Below are 15,143 nucleotides of genomic sequence, written 5' to 3' on the forward strand. Positions count from 1 at the left end.
TAACCTTTGCGTTTAAAAAGTTTGTGACTGATATATGAACAAAGAGTGGATAAAACGTTACAAAGACACAAATAATAACTGCAGGAGGGATGGATATGGCTTTTATCGGCTCAGTAGGGATTGGCCTGCCTGATCACCATATTTCTCAAGATGAGGCGAAGCAACTTGCAAGCAGCCTGTTTTCCAACAAAATCGCTGACACGGATCGTTTACTAGCTGTATTCGACCATGCTGCAATTGAAGACCGACAACTTGTTGTAGATCTAGATTGGTTTGCTCAAGATCACAGGTTAAAAGAAAGAAATGATATGTACACACAATCGGTTCTAAAACACACATTAACAGCACTGGACGAAACATTGGCTGCGGGTACTTTTTTGTCAAAAAACGTTCCATATGAAGCGATTGATTTAATCGTGTTCGTATCAAGCACTGGCTTGTCAACCCCATCCATTGATGCACATCTGATCAACTCCCGCCCCATTCGTGAAGATGTTGCGCGCATGCCTTTGTGGGGTTTTGGGTGTGCAGGTGGAGCAATTGGCTTGGCACATGCGCATGATTGGCTTCAGGCATATCCTGACAAAAACGCAATTGTGATTTGTGCTGAAACAGCCAGCCTGACTTTTCAGCATCAGGATACAAATCCCAGTAATTTGATTGGTACAGCGTTGTTTGGTGATGGAATGGCAGCAGCATTATTAATGGGGAAAGAATCAAAATACCTAAATCATCTCATGAAAACAATTCCTAAAATCGCTAAACGAGGGTCTCACACTGCTAAAAATACATTAGATGTTATGGGGTGGGATGTAGTAGATAGTGGTTTTGAAGTCGTCTTTTCCAAACAAATCCCCTCGTTAGTAGAATCGGTATGGAAATCCCATGTAGAGCAATTCACCAGCGAGGTCTCCCTGCATCCGTCTGACATCCATTCCTATATCGCACATCCGGGTGGGCGAAAAGTACTGGAAGCAATGGAAAGTGTGTTTAATATCCCTCGGTTTAAACTACAGCCCTCATGGGATATACTTCGAAACCACGGTAATATGTCGTCACCAACAGTCTTGTATGCTTTAGAAAAATGGATGCAAAGTACTGTAGAAGCAGGGGAGAAAAGTATTCTGTCTGCTCTTGGACCTGGGTTTAGTTCTGAATTAATGAGTTTGGAGTGGGTGTGATATGGCGGGTTGGATGTGGATTTTTATTGGTTTTCTGAGTGTGCAGCGGGGACTGGAATTGGTGATTGCTAAACAAAATGAACGGTGGATGCTGCAACAGGGAGCGGTGGAGAGGGGGCAGCGGCACTATAAGTTGTTTATTGCTGTTCACATTCTATTTTTCATTGCATTAATTGCCGAGACAAGCTGGCGGAATGATCAAGCTATGACTTTAAACCTTGTATTATTTACGTTGTTTATCATAGTTCAGCTTCTCAGGGTTTGGTGTATCACAGCATTGGGACGCTTTTGGAATACAAAAATAATCGTGCTACCCGGGGTTTCATTAATTCAAAAGGGACCGTACAAATATGTAAAGCATCCAAATTATATTGTTGTAGCTTTGGAGTTCATCATAATTCCTTTATTATTTGGAGCTTATTACACAGCCTTCCTATTTCCGATGCTGCACTTTCTACTATTAAAAGTACGCATACCCCAAGAAGAACGAGCCCTGACAACTGCGAAATAAACAATTTGAAACACAAAAAAGAAGCGACGGGTTGTCGCTTCTTTTAATTCTCATATATGTCGATGATTAGTTTTTGGTTACGTTGGCAGCTTGTGGACCGCGTTCACCTTCGACAATTTCAAAAGTGACACTTTGGCCTTCTTCAAGTGTCTTGAAGCCTTCTTCTTGGATCGCAGAATAATGTACGAATACATCATTGCCTTCTTCCAGTTGGATAAAGCCATACCCTTTTTCTGCGTTGAACCATTTTACTACACCGTTTTCCATTGATAAGCCTCCTAAAAACTTTCACGTTCTGCCAGTCGTTCGATGATGCGATAAATCCAAAAACAACATTGAAGCTGTATTCATGATAGTGACACTTGCCGTACGTTTATCGTCTGATCAGTCGGAACATACTTCAAACGTGGTGGTAATACAAAGCAGATCCAGAACACAAAAAAACACTCCAGATAGAAGATGGGGAACATTACGCATCCACTTCCATTTGAAGTCGCTTGTTTCATGATTCCATCGATCTTCTTTGCTTGAGTATAATATAACGTATTTATGGCTATGCGTCAAGAAAACAAGTAAAAAAAAGATGATATCTCCAGATTTTCTTGATATTTGTTTGAAAAAATTGGATTACTTTTGAGAAAAGTATTAAACTGTGTGTATGCGCAATCATTTTGTGCAGGGTGAGAATACAGAAAGGGGTTTTTCTATGCCAACAGATATTGAAATAGCACAAAAAGCAGAACTTAAGCCGATAGAGGAGATTGCTAAAGGTCTTGGTCTAGCTAAAGATGATTGGTCACCATACGGCCACACAAAAGCAAAATTATCCGATCAGCTTTTAAACAAACTCTCTGACAAGCCGGACGGCAAGGTCATATTGGTTACGTCCATTAATCCAACAGCCGCCGGGGAAGGAAAGTCAACTGTAACAGTTGGTTTGGGTCAGGCGTTAAACAAAATCAATAAAAAGACAGTCATTGCACTTCGTGAACCATCGCTTGGTCCCGTAATGGGGCTTAAAGGCGGGGCAGCAGGCGGGGGTTATTCACAAGTACTCCCAATGGAAGATATTAACTTGCATTTCACTGGTGATCTTCATGCCATCACGACTGCTAACAATTTGCTCGCTGCCATTATAGATAATCATATTCACAGAGGAAATGAGTTGAATTTGGACCCGCGTCGTATTGAATGGAAACGCGTCATGGATATGAACGATCGCGTGTTGAGACAAATTGTCGTCGGTCTTGGAGGACCGCTTCGAGGCGTTCCGCGTGAGGATGGGTTTAATATCACAGTTGCCTCAGAGATCATGGCTATTTTATGTCTTGCTAATGATATTGATGATTTAAAGGCCAGGCTGTCTGAAATTGTAGTCGGTTATACATACGAGGAGCACCCGATTCGTGTTAAAGATTTGGCGGTGGAAGGTGCACTGACGCTCGTACTGAAAGATGCTTTAAAACCAAATCTTGTTCAGACCATTGAAAACACACCTGCTATTATACACGGTGGTCCATTTGCGAACATTGCTCATGGATGCAACAGTATCATGGCAACAAAAACAGCTGCTAAACTTGGTGAATATGTTGTGACAGAAGCCGGGTTTGGAGCAGATCTTGGGGCTGAAAAGTTCCTGGATATCAAATCACGCGCAGGCGGGTTTGAGACAGATGCGGTTGTCATTGTAGCGACAGTGCGCGCACTGAAAATGCATGGCGGTCTTTCTAAAGATGCGCTAACTGAAGAAAACCTCGAAGCACTGAAGGCAGGTATGGAAAACCTGAAGAAACACATTGAAACGATTGAGTCGTTTGGATTGCCGTTTGTGGTGGCCATCAACAAATTTCCTGCTGATACAGATGCCGAAGTGGAATTTGTACAGTCATGGTGTGAATCACGAGGTGTCGATGTGGCACTGGCTGATGTTTGGGCCAAAGGAGGAGCAGGCGGTATAGAACTCGCTGAAAAAGTGGTCCAAAAAGCCGACGTAACAGAGCGACAGTTTAACTATATGTATGAACTTGATGAAACACTTGAAATGAAAATACGGCATATCGCTCAAAAGGTGTATGGTGCAGATGACATCGAGCTGTCACCAAAAGCCAAAAAGCAAATCGCCTTTTATGAAGAACAAGGGTGGGGGAAGCTGCCGGTTTGTATGGCAAAAACGCAATACTCTTTGTCGGATGATCCTTCACTTCTGGGACGTCCTAAAGGATTCACAGTTAACATCAGAGAACTCAGACCTTCCATAGGTGCTGGTTTTATCGTTGTGTTGACCGGGGATATGATGACCATGCCAGGACTGCCGAAAAAACCAGCAGCCCTTAACATGGATGTTCTTGAAGATGGCAAGATTACCGGGTTGTTTTAATGGATCAAGCGGAACAATTGGAAACAATCCGTCAGTATGTTTTTAATTTGTTTGAAACAGACGCAACCGGACACGATTATCATCATATGAAGCGTGTTGCTTTAATGGCAAAAAAGATTGCTCAAGAAGAGCAAGCGGATGTGTTTATGTGTGAAGCAGCCGGCTGGCTTCATGATGTTGGAGACCATAAATTGTTCAAGAGGCCTGCGGAAATCAAAGAAGATATGCAGAAGTTATTAAAAAACATCGAACTACAGACTTTTTCGATCGATCATATCAACAGCATCATTCAATCAGTCTCATATACGTCGGGAAAACGAATTCCTGCGACACTGGAGGGGAAGATTGTCCAAGATGCGGACAGACTCGATGCACTAGGTGCTGTAGGGATTGCCAGAACTTTTGCTTATGGCGGCTTCAAACACCAGCCGATCTTCAGTGATGATGAGACTGAAAGAACATCAATGCGCCACTTTTATGATAAGCTCTTCAAATTATCAGATATGATGCATACGCAAAGCGCCCGCGAACTGGCAAAAGAGCGCCATCAGTTCATGGAGCAATTCGTGGAACATTTTTATAAGGAATGGCTATAACATCAACAGCCGGGCAAAAGCCCGGCTGTGTTATTGGATACGACGTGTTCCGATATACCGTTTTTCCCAATAGTTGTCGTCCAGGCTGGCAGTGGTCACACCAGTCGATGTTCCAGCATGAATAAACTGGCCATTACCAATATAAACTCCCATATGGGACGGACCTGGTTTATACGTTTCAAAAAACACAAGATCACCAATGGACCGATCGTTGACAGGAGATGTGAAATTCCACATGTCTGACACCGTTCTGGGCGCTGTAACATTGTGTGCCTGAAAAACATATTGAATAAAACCGCTGCAGTCAAATCCGCCTGGGTCGTACCTCCCCATACATACGGTGTTCCTATAAGAGCGCGCGCTGTTTGAACGATACCGTTCCCTGAATTTGCAAGCTTTTTCACAGGTTGTTTTTTGGGTTGTTCTTTCTTGGCGGTTTGTTCAGCTGGAGTTTCTGCTTGGGCTGTTTCAACTGGTGCTTGAACATTATCGTGTTGTTCATGTTCCTCTTTTTCTTTTGGTTCACTTTCAGGTTGGTTTTCAGACTGGTTATATAAGGTTTCAATGGAATCTGCAGTGACTTCGGGCGTTAGCTGAATCTGGTGAACATCTTCAGCTTTTTTAACAGCCTTGCTTGTAAGGGGGCCGTATAAACCATCTATTTCGCCGGTATAATAGCCAAAATACTTAAGCGCCTTTTGAACAAGTTTCACATCTTCACCTTTTATCCCGGGATAGACCGAGCCGCTCATTGTTTTTAATTCTTCAATGTACTTTTGCCGTTCCTCTTCGACAATACTATAAAGTGTATGATAATCGGCTTCACCGGTTATTTTAATGTTCATATCCGTTTGTATTTTCTTCAAAGCATGCTCGGTGAAAATCCCAAACTCTCCGTCTATATCATCATTATAGTAATTGAGGCGGTTCATTTTCTCCTGAAGAATTCGCACACTCTCTCCATGCTCCCCGAAGGATATATGTTCAGCTTCCAGCAGTTTATTATTTTCCAGAACAGGATAAGCATCCACATACACGGAAAATGGCTGACTTAGCACATAACTGTACAGAAACGACTGCTTAACCACCTGATTGATGGTTCCACTTAACATGCTCATGTCCCCTTTCTCATAGATGCCTTCTATGTATGACGGTAGCTCCATCACTTCTAAAAATTTATGTTGCGGCCTAGTTGTTTATAACTGTGTTGTCATTACGTTTGTGTTACAATAAGTAATCAATGTAATTTATAACATCGTACATAAATAGAAAAGAGGAGGGCATGGGATGACTACTGGTGAATACGCCTATTTGTCACTTTGCCGGCACGTACTGGAGAATGGCTATGAAAAATCAGACCGAACACAAACAGGGACGAAATCTGTCTTCGGTCACCAGGTCCGTTACGATCTTCAAGAGGGATTTCCTTTACTGACAACTAAAAAAGTGCCGTTTCGACTCATTGTCAGCGAACTATTATGGTTTATTAAAGGTGATACGAATATCAGATATTTGCTCGAACACAATAATAACATCTGGAATGAATGGGCCTTTAAAAAATGGGTTGAAAGCGATGCGTATTCTGGGCCTGATATGCATGATTTTGGAAACCGCAGCTTGCTGGACCCTGAGTTCAAAGCCCAATACGATGCCCAAATGGCTATATTTAAAGAGAACATCCTGTCAGACGATGCGTTCAGTGAACGTTTTGGTGATTTAGGTGCCGTTTACGGGAAGCAGTGGCGGGAATGGGAGACGTCAAGGGGAGACGTTATTGATCAGTTGAAAGACGTCATTGAATCGATCCGCAACAATCCCGATTCCAGACGTCACATTGTTTCAGCCTGGAACCCTGAAGACATCCCATCAATGGCGCTGCCACCTTGCCATACGTTATTTCAGTTTTATGTTGCTGACGGAAAACTTTCATGTCAGTTATATCAAAGAAGTGCAGACATCTTCCTTGGTGTGCCCTTTAATATAGCGAGTTATGCTTTGCTGACACATCTCATTGCCCGGGAATGTGACTTAGAAGTAGGAGAGTTCATTCATACCATGGGGGATGCGCATATTTATTTGAACCATACAGAACAAATACAAACACAGCTTGAGAGAACGCCAAGAGCGTGGCCAATATTAAAAATTAATACAGACCGCTCTATGTTTGATTTGGAAGTGAAAGATCTAATTTTGGAAGGGTATGATCCACACCCAGGCATTAAAGCACCAATTGCTGTTTAACAGGCGAAGGAGGACTTGAATATGATATCACTTCTTGTTGCTATGGATCGTAACCGTGTAATTGGGTATCAAAACGGAATGCCATGGCATTTACCGGAAGACTTGAAATTTTTTAAGCGTCTTACTACAGGCCATATGATTGTGATGGGACGAAAAACGTTTGACTCTATCGGGCGCGCACTGCCCAATAGAGAAAATGTAGTCCTGACACGAGGCACTGTTGATACTAATGAAAATATTAAAGTGATTCATGGCCTGGATCAGGTACAAACGTGGCATGACGAAGATCCTGAGAAAGAAATATTTGTGATTGGCGGCGGACATATCTTTGAACAGGTACTGCCTTTTGCTGATCGGATGTACATTACGTTGATTGAGGATGAATTCACAGGGGATACATATTTTCCCGAATTCAATGAAGCCAATTGGAAAGTATCATCTCGCGTGAAAGGTGAAAAGAATAACGATAACCCATACGACTATTACTTCATTCAATATGACAGGAACAAACATTAACAACCAGTCAATAAAGGGGGATGTCAATGAAGGTAAGTGGCGTCATCCTCTCCGGCGGCAGGTCATCCCGAATGGGTAAAAATAAAGCTGTGCTGCCGTTTGGAAACGAAACAGTGATTGAACGTATTGCTGATCAGATGGAAACATATGATGAATGGTTTGTTATCGCAAACGATGCTGATCAATACCAGTTTTTGGGTTGTCCTGTTTATGGTGATTATTATATTGACCAGGGCCCTCTTGCCGGTATTGAAGCAGCCCTTAGTCACAGCGTTCACAACGTGTGTGCGGTTACGGCATGTGACACACCTTTCGCGGACAGGCGTGTGTATGACCTGCTTCTTGAACAAATAAACACCTGCGACGTTGTGATTCCGATATATAATGGGCGGATGCATCCGTTGTCAGGTGTTTACAGTAAGTCTGTTCTTCCAGTGATTCGTCAGCAATTGACTCATAATGAACGAAAAATACGCAGCTTCTTTGACCATGTTCACGTACAGTATGTGTCTGATTTAACCGTTCTTCCAAAAGATATTGTTGACTGGCATTTCTTCAACATGAACACCCCTGAAGAATACGAAACAGCCAGAGCGAGGTTGAAGTTGTGAAGACTCATCTCTTTATGATAAAATAGACATGTACCTAGAATAAGGTCGGGAGTGATGAAAATGGGACTTGGAAGTATTGGTTTTCCGAGTTTGATTTTGATATTAGTTGTGGCGCTAATCATTTTTGGTCCATCCAAACTGCCTGAAATCGGTAAAGCAGCCGGGCAAACTTTACGTGAGTTTAAGAATTCAACGCGTGATTTGATGGATTCAGATCAAAAAAACAAAGATGAATGATAAATATCAGGAAGGTGTAGGGGAGCTGCAGGCCTTACATCTTCTTTTATGTGTATGGTGAGAGGGTGAGGTCATGTCCGCTAAAACAAGTGAAAAAGATATGAATTTGGTCGGTCACCTGACTGAATTGCGCAATCGGCTAATCGTTACAGCTATTTGGTTTGTGGTCGCTTTTTTAGCAAGTTTTACATTTATAAGAGATATTTATGCTTTTTTTGAAAACGATATTCATTTCCAGTTAACCATAACAAGTCCGGCGGATACGATCTGGATCTTTTTTACGATGGCAGGAATCGTTGCGATTGCAGCAACACTGCCGTTATTGGCGTTACAAGTATGGCTGTTTATTAAGCCGGCTTTAACATCGAAAGAAAGAAAATCATCACTGCCCTATGTGCCGGCCATTTTCTTACTGTTTGTCGGAGGGCTTGTATTTGGATATTTTATATTTATAAAACTAATACTCCCGTTTCTACTGAGCTTGAATGATGGCATGTTTAATGAATTATTTACAGTGGACCGGTATTTTAAATTTTTGTTCCGAATGACCCTGCCTTTTGCATTCTTGTTTGAAATTCCAATTATCGCGATGTTCTTGACAAGCCTTGGTCTCTTATCACCGGCTTTCCTAAGAAAAGTGCGTAAATATGCTTATTTCATTTTGCTGATTGTCGGGGCGCTTGTGACACCGCCGGACGTTGTTTTACAAGTGACCGTTGCGATCCCAATGTTTATTTTATATGAAATCAGCATCTATTTGTCAGCAGCAGTCTATCGGAAAAAAGAACGAAAGCATCGCGAATTCATGGAACAAAGCTAGTAGGTGAACATATGAGATCATTTTATCAATTTATGATGACTTATCGTGGAAAAAAGCCGCCTGACGATGCAGCGCGGCTTGCGGACTGGATGTTTTTTGATCATGATTTTCCAAAACATTCCACAGCATATGACGAAATCAGTGCTTATCTAGAATGGAACAGTCCGTTTGCAACAGCTTTATCCCTTTTTGATGAACTATGGGTTGTGTATGAAAACAAATATTTATTGTAACGTTAAAGGAAAGCTGCATCAAGCACATCCTTAACAGCGATACTATGCTGTCTGCCGGTTGTTGCACTGAGGACCAGCTTCTTTGAAGTCGTGTCCAGTGAAGTGATGACACCGGTTTTTTGTATCATGTGACCTTGATCATACAAGGTGACGCGCAATGTGGTTTTGAAGTGCAAAGCCTCTTGCAGGATATGGTCCAGCCGTTCTTTTTCCTGAGCATCAAGTGTTGGAGGTGGGGAGATATTATCTTCCTCCCATAGTTCTTTAAGCATCATGACATGTTCTGGTAACATGAGTGATGTCCATTTCATTGTACCTCGGTCTTTAAGCATCCTTATCATCCTTTCTATAGAAATATTATAAGGGAATACACGTTCGCTTTCAAGTAGTTTGGGTTCTTAATCAAACGTTTGTTTAATTTATATGACTCTAGTCACAACAGCCTAGTGTGCTTTTTCGACAAGTAATTGGTGAAATACGGAGAAAAAGCATATACGTGCGGTTGCCCGGGAAATATACTGATACAACAAATGAATTCTGGTCTGCTGTCCCGAACGTTCATGGGTGGTTATACGTACAATAACCTAGAGTACGATGAAAGCGGGGGATAGATATGGCAATCCCATTTAGAAGAATGCCAGTCAATATGATATCACCACAGCCGCCCAGGAATTCTTATCCTGTCCAACCACAGCCTGCGTATCAAAGCACTGGTTTATTGCAACAACTGCTTGGCGGAGCAGGGGGTAGCAGTCAAATCGTGAGTGCAGATGGAATTATGAACACATTGAATCATGTTCAACGCATCCTGGGGTTTGTGCAATCAACCGCCCCGGTGCTTCAAGAGTATGGTCCGTTAATCAAAAACCTGCCGGCGATGTACCAAATGATGAAAGCTTTAGACAGCAACGAAACAGATAATCTCAATTCAGACGATGAATCTGAGGTAGAACAAACAACAAGAAGTGAAGATGCGTCTGAAGAACCCGTATCCATTTCGGATAGTGAGCCGAAAGTGGAGCAGCCGCTTCAGGGACAATCGGTACCTAAATTATTTATTTAGATGCATACAACTTGATTAATTACCCGATAAACGAAAAAATAGAGATACATCATTTCTTGGAGGTGCCAAATGAAAACAGATACAGCAATATTTGCAGGTGGATGCTTTTGGTGCATGGTGGAACCATTTGACGAAAGGCCGGGCATTGAGCGTGTCGTATCAGGATATACCGGCGGTCATGTTGAAAATCCAACTTATGAACAGGTATGCTCGGATACGACAGGCCATGTTGAAGCCGTACAAATTGAATTTAACCCTGAGATTGTTTCGTATAGACAACTCGTAGACACGTTTTGGCAACAAATCGATCCAACTGATGCCGGGGGACAGTTTGCTGATCGTGGCGAATCATACCAGACGGCGATCTTTTATAATAGTGAAGAACAAAAATCTGTGGCTGAACAATCGAAACGCGATCTCGAAAACAGTGGTAAATTCAAACAGTCGATTGTAACCCCGATTTTGCCGGCTGAACCTTTTTATCCTGCCGAGGACAAACACCAGGATTACTATAAAAAGCAGTCCTTTCACTACCGCTTGTATAAAAAGGGTTCAGGTAGACAGGATTTTATTAAAAAACATTGGCAGAAACGTCCCGATTCTCAAGAATTAAAACAAAAACTCACGCCTATCCAGTATCACGTCACACAAGAAAGCGGCACAGAAGCGCCATTTCAAAATGAATACTGGAACAACACGCAGGAAGGGATTTACGTAGATGTTGTTTCTGGAGATATCCTTTTTTCATCTAAAGATCAATATGATGCAGGTTGCGGTTGGCCAAGCTTTACAAAGCCAGTTGATCCTTATCACCTGACTGCTCAAGAAGATACGACTCACGGTATGCGTCGTACCGAGATCCGAAGTAGGGAAGCTGATTCCCATCTTGGTCATGTTTTTGAGGATGGGCCCAAAGAAGCTGGAGGATTACGATATTGCATGAATTCTGCTGCTATGCGTTTTATTCCGAAAGCGGAAATGGAAGCAAAAGGCTACGGTAACTTTTTATATCTGTTTAATTCGTAAATCATAGGTTACGATATTAATATTATGTAAACTAATGTTTGGAACGAGGTGGAACGGATGATTCATTTGGATTGGGAGAACAGAGAAACACTTAAACAGATTAAATGTGTTCATGCAGACGCAGAAAAGTTCATTGTGAACAATAAACTGACACCTGGAAAATGGTATGATGTGAAAAACGAGACTGATGAGTTTTATTTCATCGTGGATAACAGCAATCGGATCGGCGGTTTTCACAAAACTTATTTTTCTGAAAACGAAAAATAACAGGTGCTGTATTAGCAGCCATACCCATTTTGTATTATAATGTGGGTATGGCTTAATTCGTATAGATGTTCAGCTGTATACCGAGGAGGAGAGCATTATGGCATTTATTATAACGTCCCCGTGCAAAGATGAGAAGTCCGGGGAGTGTGTGGAAGTTTGTCCCGTTGACTGTATTGAAGAAGGTAAAGATATGTTTTATATAGATCCGGATATTTGCATTGACTGTGGAGCATGTGAAGCGGTTTGTCCTGTTGAAGCGATATATATGGAGGATGAGGTTCCGGAAGAAGAAACAGAGTACATTGAGCTAAATCGTAAATTTTTTGAGGAGCGTTAAAATAAAGACTGAAACATACGAGTGTATAAAACCCGAACAACGCCATCACTATGGATAATTGTTCGGGTTTTATTGTTGCCCTTTTCTTTTCATTAATGTTTGATTGTAAAGTCCTGATAGTTTTTGTTTTCATCATACGTTGTAATATCGGTACTTTCCACTTGAATAACGGGTGTGAATCCGGCTTTAAGCTTGTCCACGAACACGTTTAATTGATCTTCGGAACCTTCTACTTCCATTTCGACGGTACCGTCCGCATTGTTTTGAACCCAGCCGAATAACCCAAGTTCATCAGCTGTTTGTTTTGTGCTGAATCTAAATCCAACACCTTGCACCATGCCTGATACAATGATATGTTTCCGCATTGAAATCACCTCATGGTTAATGATATCGTGAATACATCAATATTTAAAGGGAGAGACATTCATTTGAATACCATCCATATTCAGGACATGAGGGGTTTTTCGTTTGGGCATGCTGAAGATCAAGATGCACTGACAGGTTGCAGTGTTATTTTATGCGAAACAGGTGCAGTTGGGGGAGTTGATGTTAGAGGAGGAGCTCCTGGAACCCGAGAAACAGATTTACTTCATCCACAAAATACCGTTGATACGGTTCATGGGGTGTTTCTATCGGGTGGGAGTGCATTTGGCCTAGAGGTTGGGACTGGAGTTATGACATATTTGGAGCGTAAGGGTGTTGGACTTGATGTGCAGGTTGCAAAGGTGCCCATTGTGCCAGGGGCCATCTTATTCGATTTATTCCCCGGCGATCCAAAGATAAGGCCCGGGAAGGAAATGGGAATCAATGCCTGTGAACATGCGGTTCATGGGGAAAGCTTTCAAAGTGGCAATGTCGGAGCTGGAACAGGAGCAACTGTCGGTAAGGTGCTCGGGCCGCAGTACGCCATGCGCGGTGGTATTGGAAGTTATGCTGTTCGAATAGGTGATCTTGAAATTGGAGCAGTCGTTGCAGTTAACGCTTTTGGCGATATTATGGACCCCGCTACAGGGGAGATCTTGGCGGGTGCTTATGATCATGACAAAAAAATATTCATGAACAGTGCCGAACAATTGAAACAGCAGATTTTAAACGGAGAAACAAATCCATTTTCCGGCAATACAACCATTGGTTCGATTGTGACCAATGCTGTATTAACTAAAGCCGAGGCGAATAAACTGGCCTCGGTAGGACATAACGGGATTGCCCGAATGATTCAGCCCGCACATACGCTCTCAGACGGTGATACATTATTTGCGTTATCGACAAATGAAATTGACGTTGATCTGAATGGTCTTGCAACACTTGCGGTGGAAGTCGTTGAACGGGCCATTTATGTGGCTATTGTCCATGCCACACCAGTTCAAGGGATTCCGAGTTCGAATTCTATTTGATACGTGTTTTCGTGTTTAACTTTTTCAAACTGTATATATGTAAGCGTTGGTGTAACAATATGGAATGAATGTTAAACACGGAAAGGATTGTTTTTTATATGAACTCTAAGATGCCGCAATTTCCTGAGTCGTATTGGCGCAAGTCGGCTGCCCTAAAAACGTATTCCAAACTGGAAGAAACCATTCAAACAGAAGTTGCTATTGTCGGGGGAGGCATAACGGGCATTACAGCTGCTTATATGCTTGCACAAAAAGGGGTGGATGTTGTTCTGATTGATGCAGGACCGATCCTTGAAGGAACAACGGGCCATACCACCGGCAAGATTACTGCTCAGCATGGATTGATTTATGACGAACTTATTCAGCATATCGGTGTAGAAAAAGCAAAGCAATATTATCAAGCAAATACTAAGGCTATACAAATAATTCAATCAATTTCAAAAGAGCATCAGATCAACTGCGATTTAAAAACGGAAGATGCCTTTATTTATACCAACGCACAAGACAAGGTGGCTCAATTGGCGAAAGAGGAAGAGGCTTACCAAAAACTTGGCATTCAAGGTGAAATCGTTCAAAATATGCCACTGGATGTGCCGTACATGTCAGCTTTAAAAATGTCAGATCAAGCCCAATTTCATCCTTTGAAGTATTTAACTGGTGTTCTGGAACAAGCAATAGCAAAGGGCTTAAAGGTTTATGAAAATACCGCGGCGATAGATATTGAGTATCAAAGGAACCCGGCTGTTGTAACCCGGGACGGGCATCGTATTCATTGTGAACAAGTGATCCAGGCCTCACATTATCCTTTCTATGATGGTGAGGCTTTTTTCCCGACGAGGATGTATGCAGAACGAGCGTATATAATAGCTGTAAAATCACCAACACAATTTCCTGGCGGCATGTATATTAACGCTGAACAACCTACTCGGTCTATTCGAGAGGTTACAATTTATGAAGAACCGTATTGGTTGATCGCAGGCGAAAACCATAAAACCGGGCAAGGGATCTCAACCATCAAGCATTATGAAGCATTGGAAACGTTTGCAAAAGAACATTTCAGCATTGAAGAGCTTCAATATCGATGGTCTGCCCAAGATCTAACAACACTTGATAAGTTGCCTTATATTGGTCCTGTTACAAGAGGCCAAAACAGAGTGTTTGTGGCAACAGGATTCCGCAAATGGGGTATGACGCACGGCACGATTGCAGCCAAAATGATAACGGATTTCATTGTAGAAGGTGACTCACCATATGCTGAGCTGTATACACCGTCAAGATTTCAGGCTGACCCGTCGTTACGAAAATTGGTGTCATTTAACACGGATGTTGCCAAACATTTAATCAAAGGAAAACTGGAATTCACAAATGAAAATGTTAAGAATCTAACAACCGACGAGGCCACTATAACCAGAATAAATGGCAAACGGACGGGTGTATATAAAGATCAGGAAGAAAAACTGTTTGCTGTGGATACAACATGCACGCATTTGGGTTGTGAAGTTGAGTGGAATTCCGGTGACAGAACCTGGGATTGTCCGTGTCATGGATCACGTTTTACGTATACCGGTGATATTGTAAATGGTCCAGCAACAGAACCACTTAAACAAATTGATATTCAATCATCATATAAGCAGCCATAACAAGCTGCTTTTTTTGTTTCATCTCACTATCACAAGTTTACTTAGGTAATGAAATATGAAATATACTACTTCCTATAATATATATTATGTAAA

At 42.0% G+C, this 15,143-nt stretch carries 20 protein-coding genes and 1 pseudogene; 16 read left to right on the plus strand and 5 right to left on the minus strand.

Annotation, left to right across the window (positions count from 1 at the left end; translation table 11 throughout):
- Window positions 1–95: 95 nt before the first annotated feature.
- Entirely contained in the window at window positions 96–1,181 is a 1,086-nt protein-coding gene (locus JNUCC1_RS17105; protein ID WP_156646811.1) for a type III polyketide synthase, read from the plus strand.
- A gap of 1 nt (window position 1,182) precedes the next feature.
- A complete protein-coding gene (locus tag JNUCC1_RS17110) occupies window positions 1,183–1,692 on the plus strand; it encodes an isoprenylcysteine carboxyl methyltransferase family protein (protein WP_156646813.1) in 510 nt (169 codons plus the stop codon).
- Window positions 1,693–1,758: 66 nt separating this feature from the next.
- Here JNUCC1_RS17110 and JNUCC1_RS17115 read toward each other — a convergent pair whose 3' ends face one another.
- Window positions 1,759–1,959 carry a cold-shock protein gene (locus JNUCC1_RS17115; protein ID WP_156646815.1) on the minus strand — a complete coding sequence of 67 codons (201 nt, stop codon included), beginning with the start codon at window positions 1,957–1,959 and terminating at the stop codon, window positions 1,759–1,761.
- Window positions 1,960–2,398: 439 nt separating this feature from the next.
- Between JNUCC1_RS17115 and JNUCC1_RS17120 the strand changes: the two genes are divergently transcribed.
- Window positions 2,399–4,069 carry a formate--tetrahydrofolate ligase gene (locus JNUCC1_RS17120; protein ID WP_156646817.1) on the plus strand — a complete coding sequence of 557 codons (1,671 nt, stop codon included), beginning with the start codon at window positions 2,399–2,401 and terminating at the stop codon, window positions 4,067–4,069.
- Complete coding sequence (locus tag JNUCC1_RS17125) at window positions 4,069–4,665, plus strand: HD domain-containing protein (RefSeq protein WP_156646819.1); 597 nt, start codon at window positions 4,069–4,071, stop codon at window positions 4,663–4,665. The genes JNUCC1_RS17120 and JNUCC1_RS17125 overlap by 1 nt, the downstream gene beginning before the upstream one ends.
- Before the next feature lie 30 nt (window positions 4,666–4,695).
- Here the strand turns inward: JNUCC1_RS17125 and JNUCC1_RS18860 are convergent, their stop codons facing one another.
- Both JNUCC1_RS18860 and JNUCC1_RS19360 read right to left on the minus strand, forming a co-directional pair.
- Window positions 4,696–4,998: a C40 family peptidase gene (locus tag JNUCC1_RS18860; RefSeq protein WP_231784263.1), complete on the minus strand. Its 303-nt coding sequence runs from the start codon at window positions 4,996–4,998 to the stop codon at window positions 4,696–4,698.
- Window positions 4,999–5,312: 314 nt separating this feature from the next.
- Window positions 5,313–5,828, minus strand: a pseudogene (locus tag JNUCC1_RS19360) (peptidoglycan-binding domain-containing protein); the annotation flags it as partial.
- Between the two features lie 124 nt (window positions 5,829–5,952).
- Between JNUCC1_RS19360 and JNUCC1_RS17135 the strand changes: the two are divergent.
- From JNUCC1_RS17135 to JNUCC1_RS17160, 6 genes are all read left to right on the plus strand, one after another.
- Window positions 5,953–6,906 (plus strand): thymidylate synthase, encoded by a 954-nt coding sequence (locus JNUCC1_RS17135; protein ID WP_156646821.1) that lies wholly within the window; start codon window positions 5,953–5,955, stop codon window positions 6,904–6,906.
- A gap of 21 nt (window positions 6,907–6,927) precedes the next feature.
- The gene (locus JNUCC1_RS17140) at window positions 6,928–7,422 is read left to right on the plus strand and encodes a dihydrofolate reductase (protein WP_156646823.1); all 495 of its coding nucleotides are present in this window, start codon (window positions 6,928–6,930) and stop codon (window positions 7,420–7,422) included.
- Window positions 7,423–7,448: 26 nt separating this feature from the next.
- Window positions 7,449–8,033, plus strand: a complete 585-nt coding sequence (mobA, locus tag JNUCC1_RS17145; protein WP_197431783.1) for a molybdenum cofactor guanylyltransferase — start codon at window positions 7,449–7,451, stop codon at window positions 8,031–8,033.
- A 60-nt stretch (window positions 8,034–8,093) separates the two neighbouring features.
- On the plus strand, window positions 8,094–8,270 hold the full coding sequence (locus JNUCC1_RS17150) for a twin-arginine translocase TatA/TatE family subunit (RefSeq protein WP_156646827.1): 177 nt from the start codon (window positions 8,094–8,096) through the stop codon (window positions 8,268–8,270).
- Between the two features lie 73 nt (window positions 8,271–8,343).
- Window positions 8,344–9,090 (plus strand): twin-arginine translocase subunit TatC, encoded by a 747-nt coding sequence (tatC, locus tag JNUCC1_RS17155; RefSeq protein WP_156646829.1) that lies wholly within the window; start codon window positions 8,344–8,346, stop codon window positions 9,088–9,090.
- An 11-nt stretch (window positions 9,091–9,101) separates the two neighbouring features.
- A complete protein-coding gene (locus JNUCC1_RS17160) occupies window positions 9,102–9,323 on the plus strand; it encodes a YozE family protein (protein WP_156646831.1) in 222 nt (73 codons plus the stop codon).
- Window positions 9,324–9,325: 2 nt separating this feature from the next.
- Here the strand turns inward: JNUCC1_RS17160 and JNUCC1_RS17165 are convergent, their stop codons facing one another.
- Window positions 9,326–9,655 (minus strand): YolD-like family protein, encoded by a 330-nt coding sequence (locus JNUCC1_RS17165; protein ID WP_197431784.1) that lies wholly within the window; start codon window positions 9,653–9,655, stop codon window positions 9,326–9,328.
- A gap of 281 nt (window positions 9,656–9,936) precedes the next feature.
- Between JNUCC1_RS17165 and vrrA the strand changes: the two genes are divergently transcribed.
- From vrrA to JNUCC1_RS17185, 4 genes are all read left to right on the plus strand, one after another.
- A complete protein-coding gene (gene vrrA, locus JNUCC1_RS17170; RefSeq protein ID WP_156646835.1) occupies window positions 9,937–10,386 on the plus strand; it encodes a VrrA/YqfQ family protein in 450 nt (149 codons plus the stop codon).
- Between the two features lie 69 nt (window positions 10,387–10,455).
- A complete protein-coding gene (gene msrA, locus JNUCC1_RS17175) occupies window positions 10,456–11,412 on the plus strand; it encodes a peptide-methionine (S)-S-oxide reductase MsrA (protein ID WP_156646837.1) in 957 nt (318 codons plus the stop codon).
- Window positions 11,413–11,469: 57 nt separating this feature from the next.
- On the plus strand, window positions 11,470–11,679 hold the full coding sequence (locus JNUCC1_RS17180; protein ID WP_156646839.1) for a DUF6501 family protein: 210 nt from the start codon (window positions 11,470–11,472) through the stop codon (window positions 11,677–11,679).
- A gap of 97 nt (window positions 11,680–11,776) precedes the next feature.
- Complete coding sequence (locus JNUCC1_RS17185) at window positions 11,777–12,016, plus strand: indolepyruvate ferredoxin oxidoreductase subunit alpha (RefSeq protein WP_156646841.1); 240 nt, start codon at window positions 11,777–11,779, stop codon at window positions 12,014–12,016.
- A gap of 92 nt (window positions 12,017–12,108) precedes the next feature.
- Here JNUCC1_RS17185 and JNUCC1_RS17190 read toward each other — a convergent pair whose 3' ends face one another.
- The gene (locus tag JNUCC1_RS17190) at window positions 12,109–12,381 is read right to left on the minus strand and encodes an acylphosphatase (RefSeq protein WP_156646843.1); all 273 of its coding nucleotides are present in this window, start codon (window positions 12,379–12,381) and stop codon (window positions 12,109–12,111) included.
- A gap of 12 nt (window positions 12,382–12,393) precedes the next feature.
- Here JNUCC1_RS17190 and JNUCC1_RS17195 point away from each other — a divergent pair, with 12 nt between their 5' ends.
- Window positions 12,394–13,410 (plus strand): P1 family peptidase, encoded by a 1,017-nt coding sequence (locus JNUCC1_RS17195; RefSeq protein ID WP_231784264.1) that lies wholly within the window; start codon window positions 12,394–12,396, stop codon window positions 13,408–13,410.
- A 98-nt stretch (window positions 13,411–13,508) separates the two neighbouring features.
- Window positions 13,509–15,050 (plus strand): FAD-dependent oxidoreductase, encoded by a 1,542-nt coding sequence (locus JNUCC1_RS17200; RefSeq protein WP_197431785.1) that lies wholly within the window; start codon window positions 13,509–13,511, stop codon window positions 15,048–15,050.
- Window positions 15,051–15,143 lie beyond the last annotated feature (93 nt).

The sequence above is a fragment of the Lentibacillus sp. JNUCC-1 genome (assembly GCF_009741735.1).
Taxonomy (GTDB): Bacteria; Bacillota; Bacilli; order Bacillales; family Amphibacillaceae; genus Lentibacillus_B.

Excerpts from the sequence above, each read along its gene's own strand:
- JNUCC1_RS17105 (WP_156646811.1), top strand. The coding sequence starts at position 96 with ATGGCTTTTATCGGCTCAGTAGGGATTGGCCTGCCTGATCACCATATT.
- JNUCC1_RS17110 (WP_156646813.1), top strand. The coding sequence starts at position 1,183 with ATGGCGGGTTGGATGTGGATTTTTATTGGTTTTCTGAGTGTGCAGCGG.
- JNUCC1_RS17115 (WP_156646815.1), bottom strand. The coding sequence starts at position 1,959 with ATGGAAAACGGTGTAGTAAAATGGTTCAACGCAGAAAAAGGGTATGGC.
- JNUCC1_RS17120 (WP_156646817.1), top strand. The coding sequence starts at position 2,399 with ATGCCAACAGATATTGAAATAGCACAAAAAGCAGAACTTAAGCCGATA.
- JNUCC1_RS17125 (WP_156646819.1), top strand. The coding sequence starts at position 4,069 with ATGGATCAAGCGGAACAATTGGAAACAATCCGTCAGTATGTTTTTAAT.
- JNUCC1_RS18860 (WP_231784263.1), bottom strand. The coding sequence starts at position 4,998 with ATGGGGAGGTACGACCCAGGCGGATTTGACTGCAGCGGTTTTATTCAA.
- JNUCC1_RS17135 (WP_156646821.1), top strand. The coding sequence starts at position 5,953 with ATGACTACTGGTGAATACGCCTATTTGTCACTTTGCCGGCACGTACTG.
- JNUCC1_RS17140 (WP_156646823.1), top strand. The coding sequence starts at position 6,928 with ATGATATCACTTCTTGTTGCTATGGATCGTAACCGTGTAATTGGGTAT.
- mobA (WP_197431783.1), top strand. The coding sequence starts at position 7,449 with ATGAAGGTAAGTGGCGTCATCCTCTCCGGCGGCAGGTCATCCCGAATG.
- JNUCC1_RS17150 (WP_156646827.1), top strand. The coding sequence starts at position 8,094 with ATGGGACTTGGAAGTATTGGTTTTCCGAGTTTGATTTTGATATTAGTT.
- tatC (WP_156646829.1), top strand. The coding sequence starts at position 8,344 with ATGTCCGCTAAAACAAGTGAAAAAGATATGAATTTGGTCGGTCACCTG.
- JNUCC1_RS17160 (WP_156646831.1), top strand. The coding sequence starts at position 9,102 with ATGAGATCATTTTATCAATTTATGATGACTTATCGTGGAAAAAAGCCG.
- JNUCC1_RS17165 (WP_197431784.1), bottom strand. The coding sequence starts at position 9,655 with ATGCTTAAAGACCGAGGTACAATGAAATGGACATCACTCATGTTACCA.
- vrrA (WP_156646835.1), top strand. The coding sequence starts at position 9,937 with ATGGCAATCCCATTTAGAAGAATGCCAGTCAATATGATATCACCACAG.
- msrA (WP_156646837.1), top strand. The coding sequence starts at position 10,456 with ATGAAAACAGATACAGCAATATTTGCAGGTGGATGCTTTTGGTGCATG.
- JNUCC1_RS17180 (WP_156646839.1), top strand. The coding sequence starts at position 11,470 with ATGATTCATTTGGATTGGGAGAACAGAGAAACACTTAAACAGATTAAA.
- JNUCC1_RS17185 (WP_156646841.1), top strand. The coding sequence starts at position 11,777 with ATGGCATTTATTATAACGTCCCCGTGCAAAGATGAGAAGTCCGGGGAG.
- JNUCC1_RS17190 (WP_156646843.1), bottom strand. The coding sequence starts at position 12,381 with ATGCGGAAACATATCATTGTATCAGGCATGGTGCAAGGTGTTGGATTT.
- JNUCC1_RS17195 (WP_231784264.1), top strand. The coding sequence starts at position 12,394 with ATGGTTAATGATATCGTGAATACATCAATATTTAAAGGGAGAGACATT.
- JNUCC1_RS17200 (WP_197431785.1), top strand. The coding sequence starts at position 13,509 with ATGAACTCTAAGATGCCGCAATTTCCTGAGTCGTATTGGCGCAAGTCG.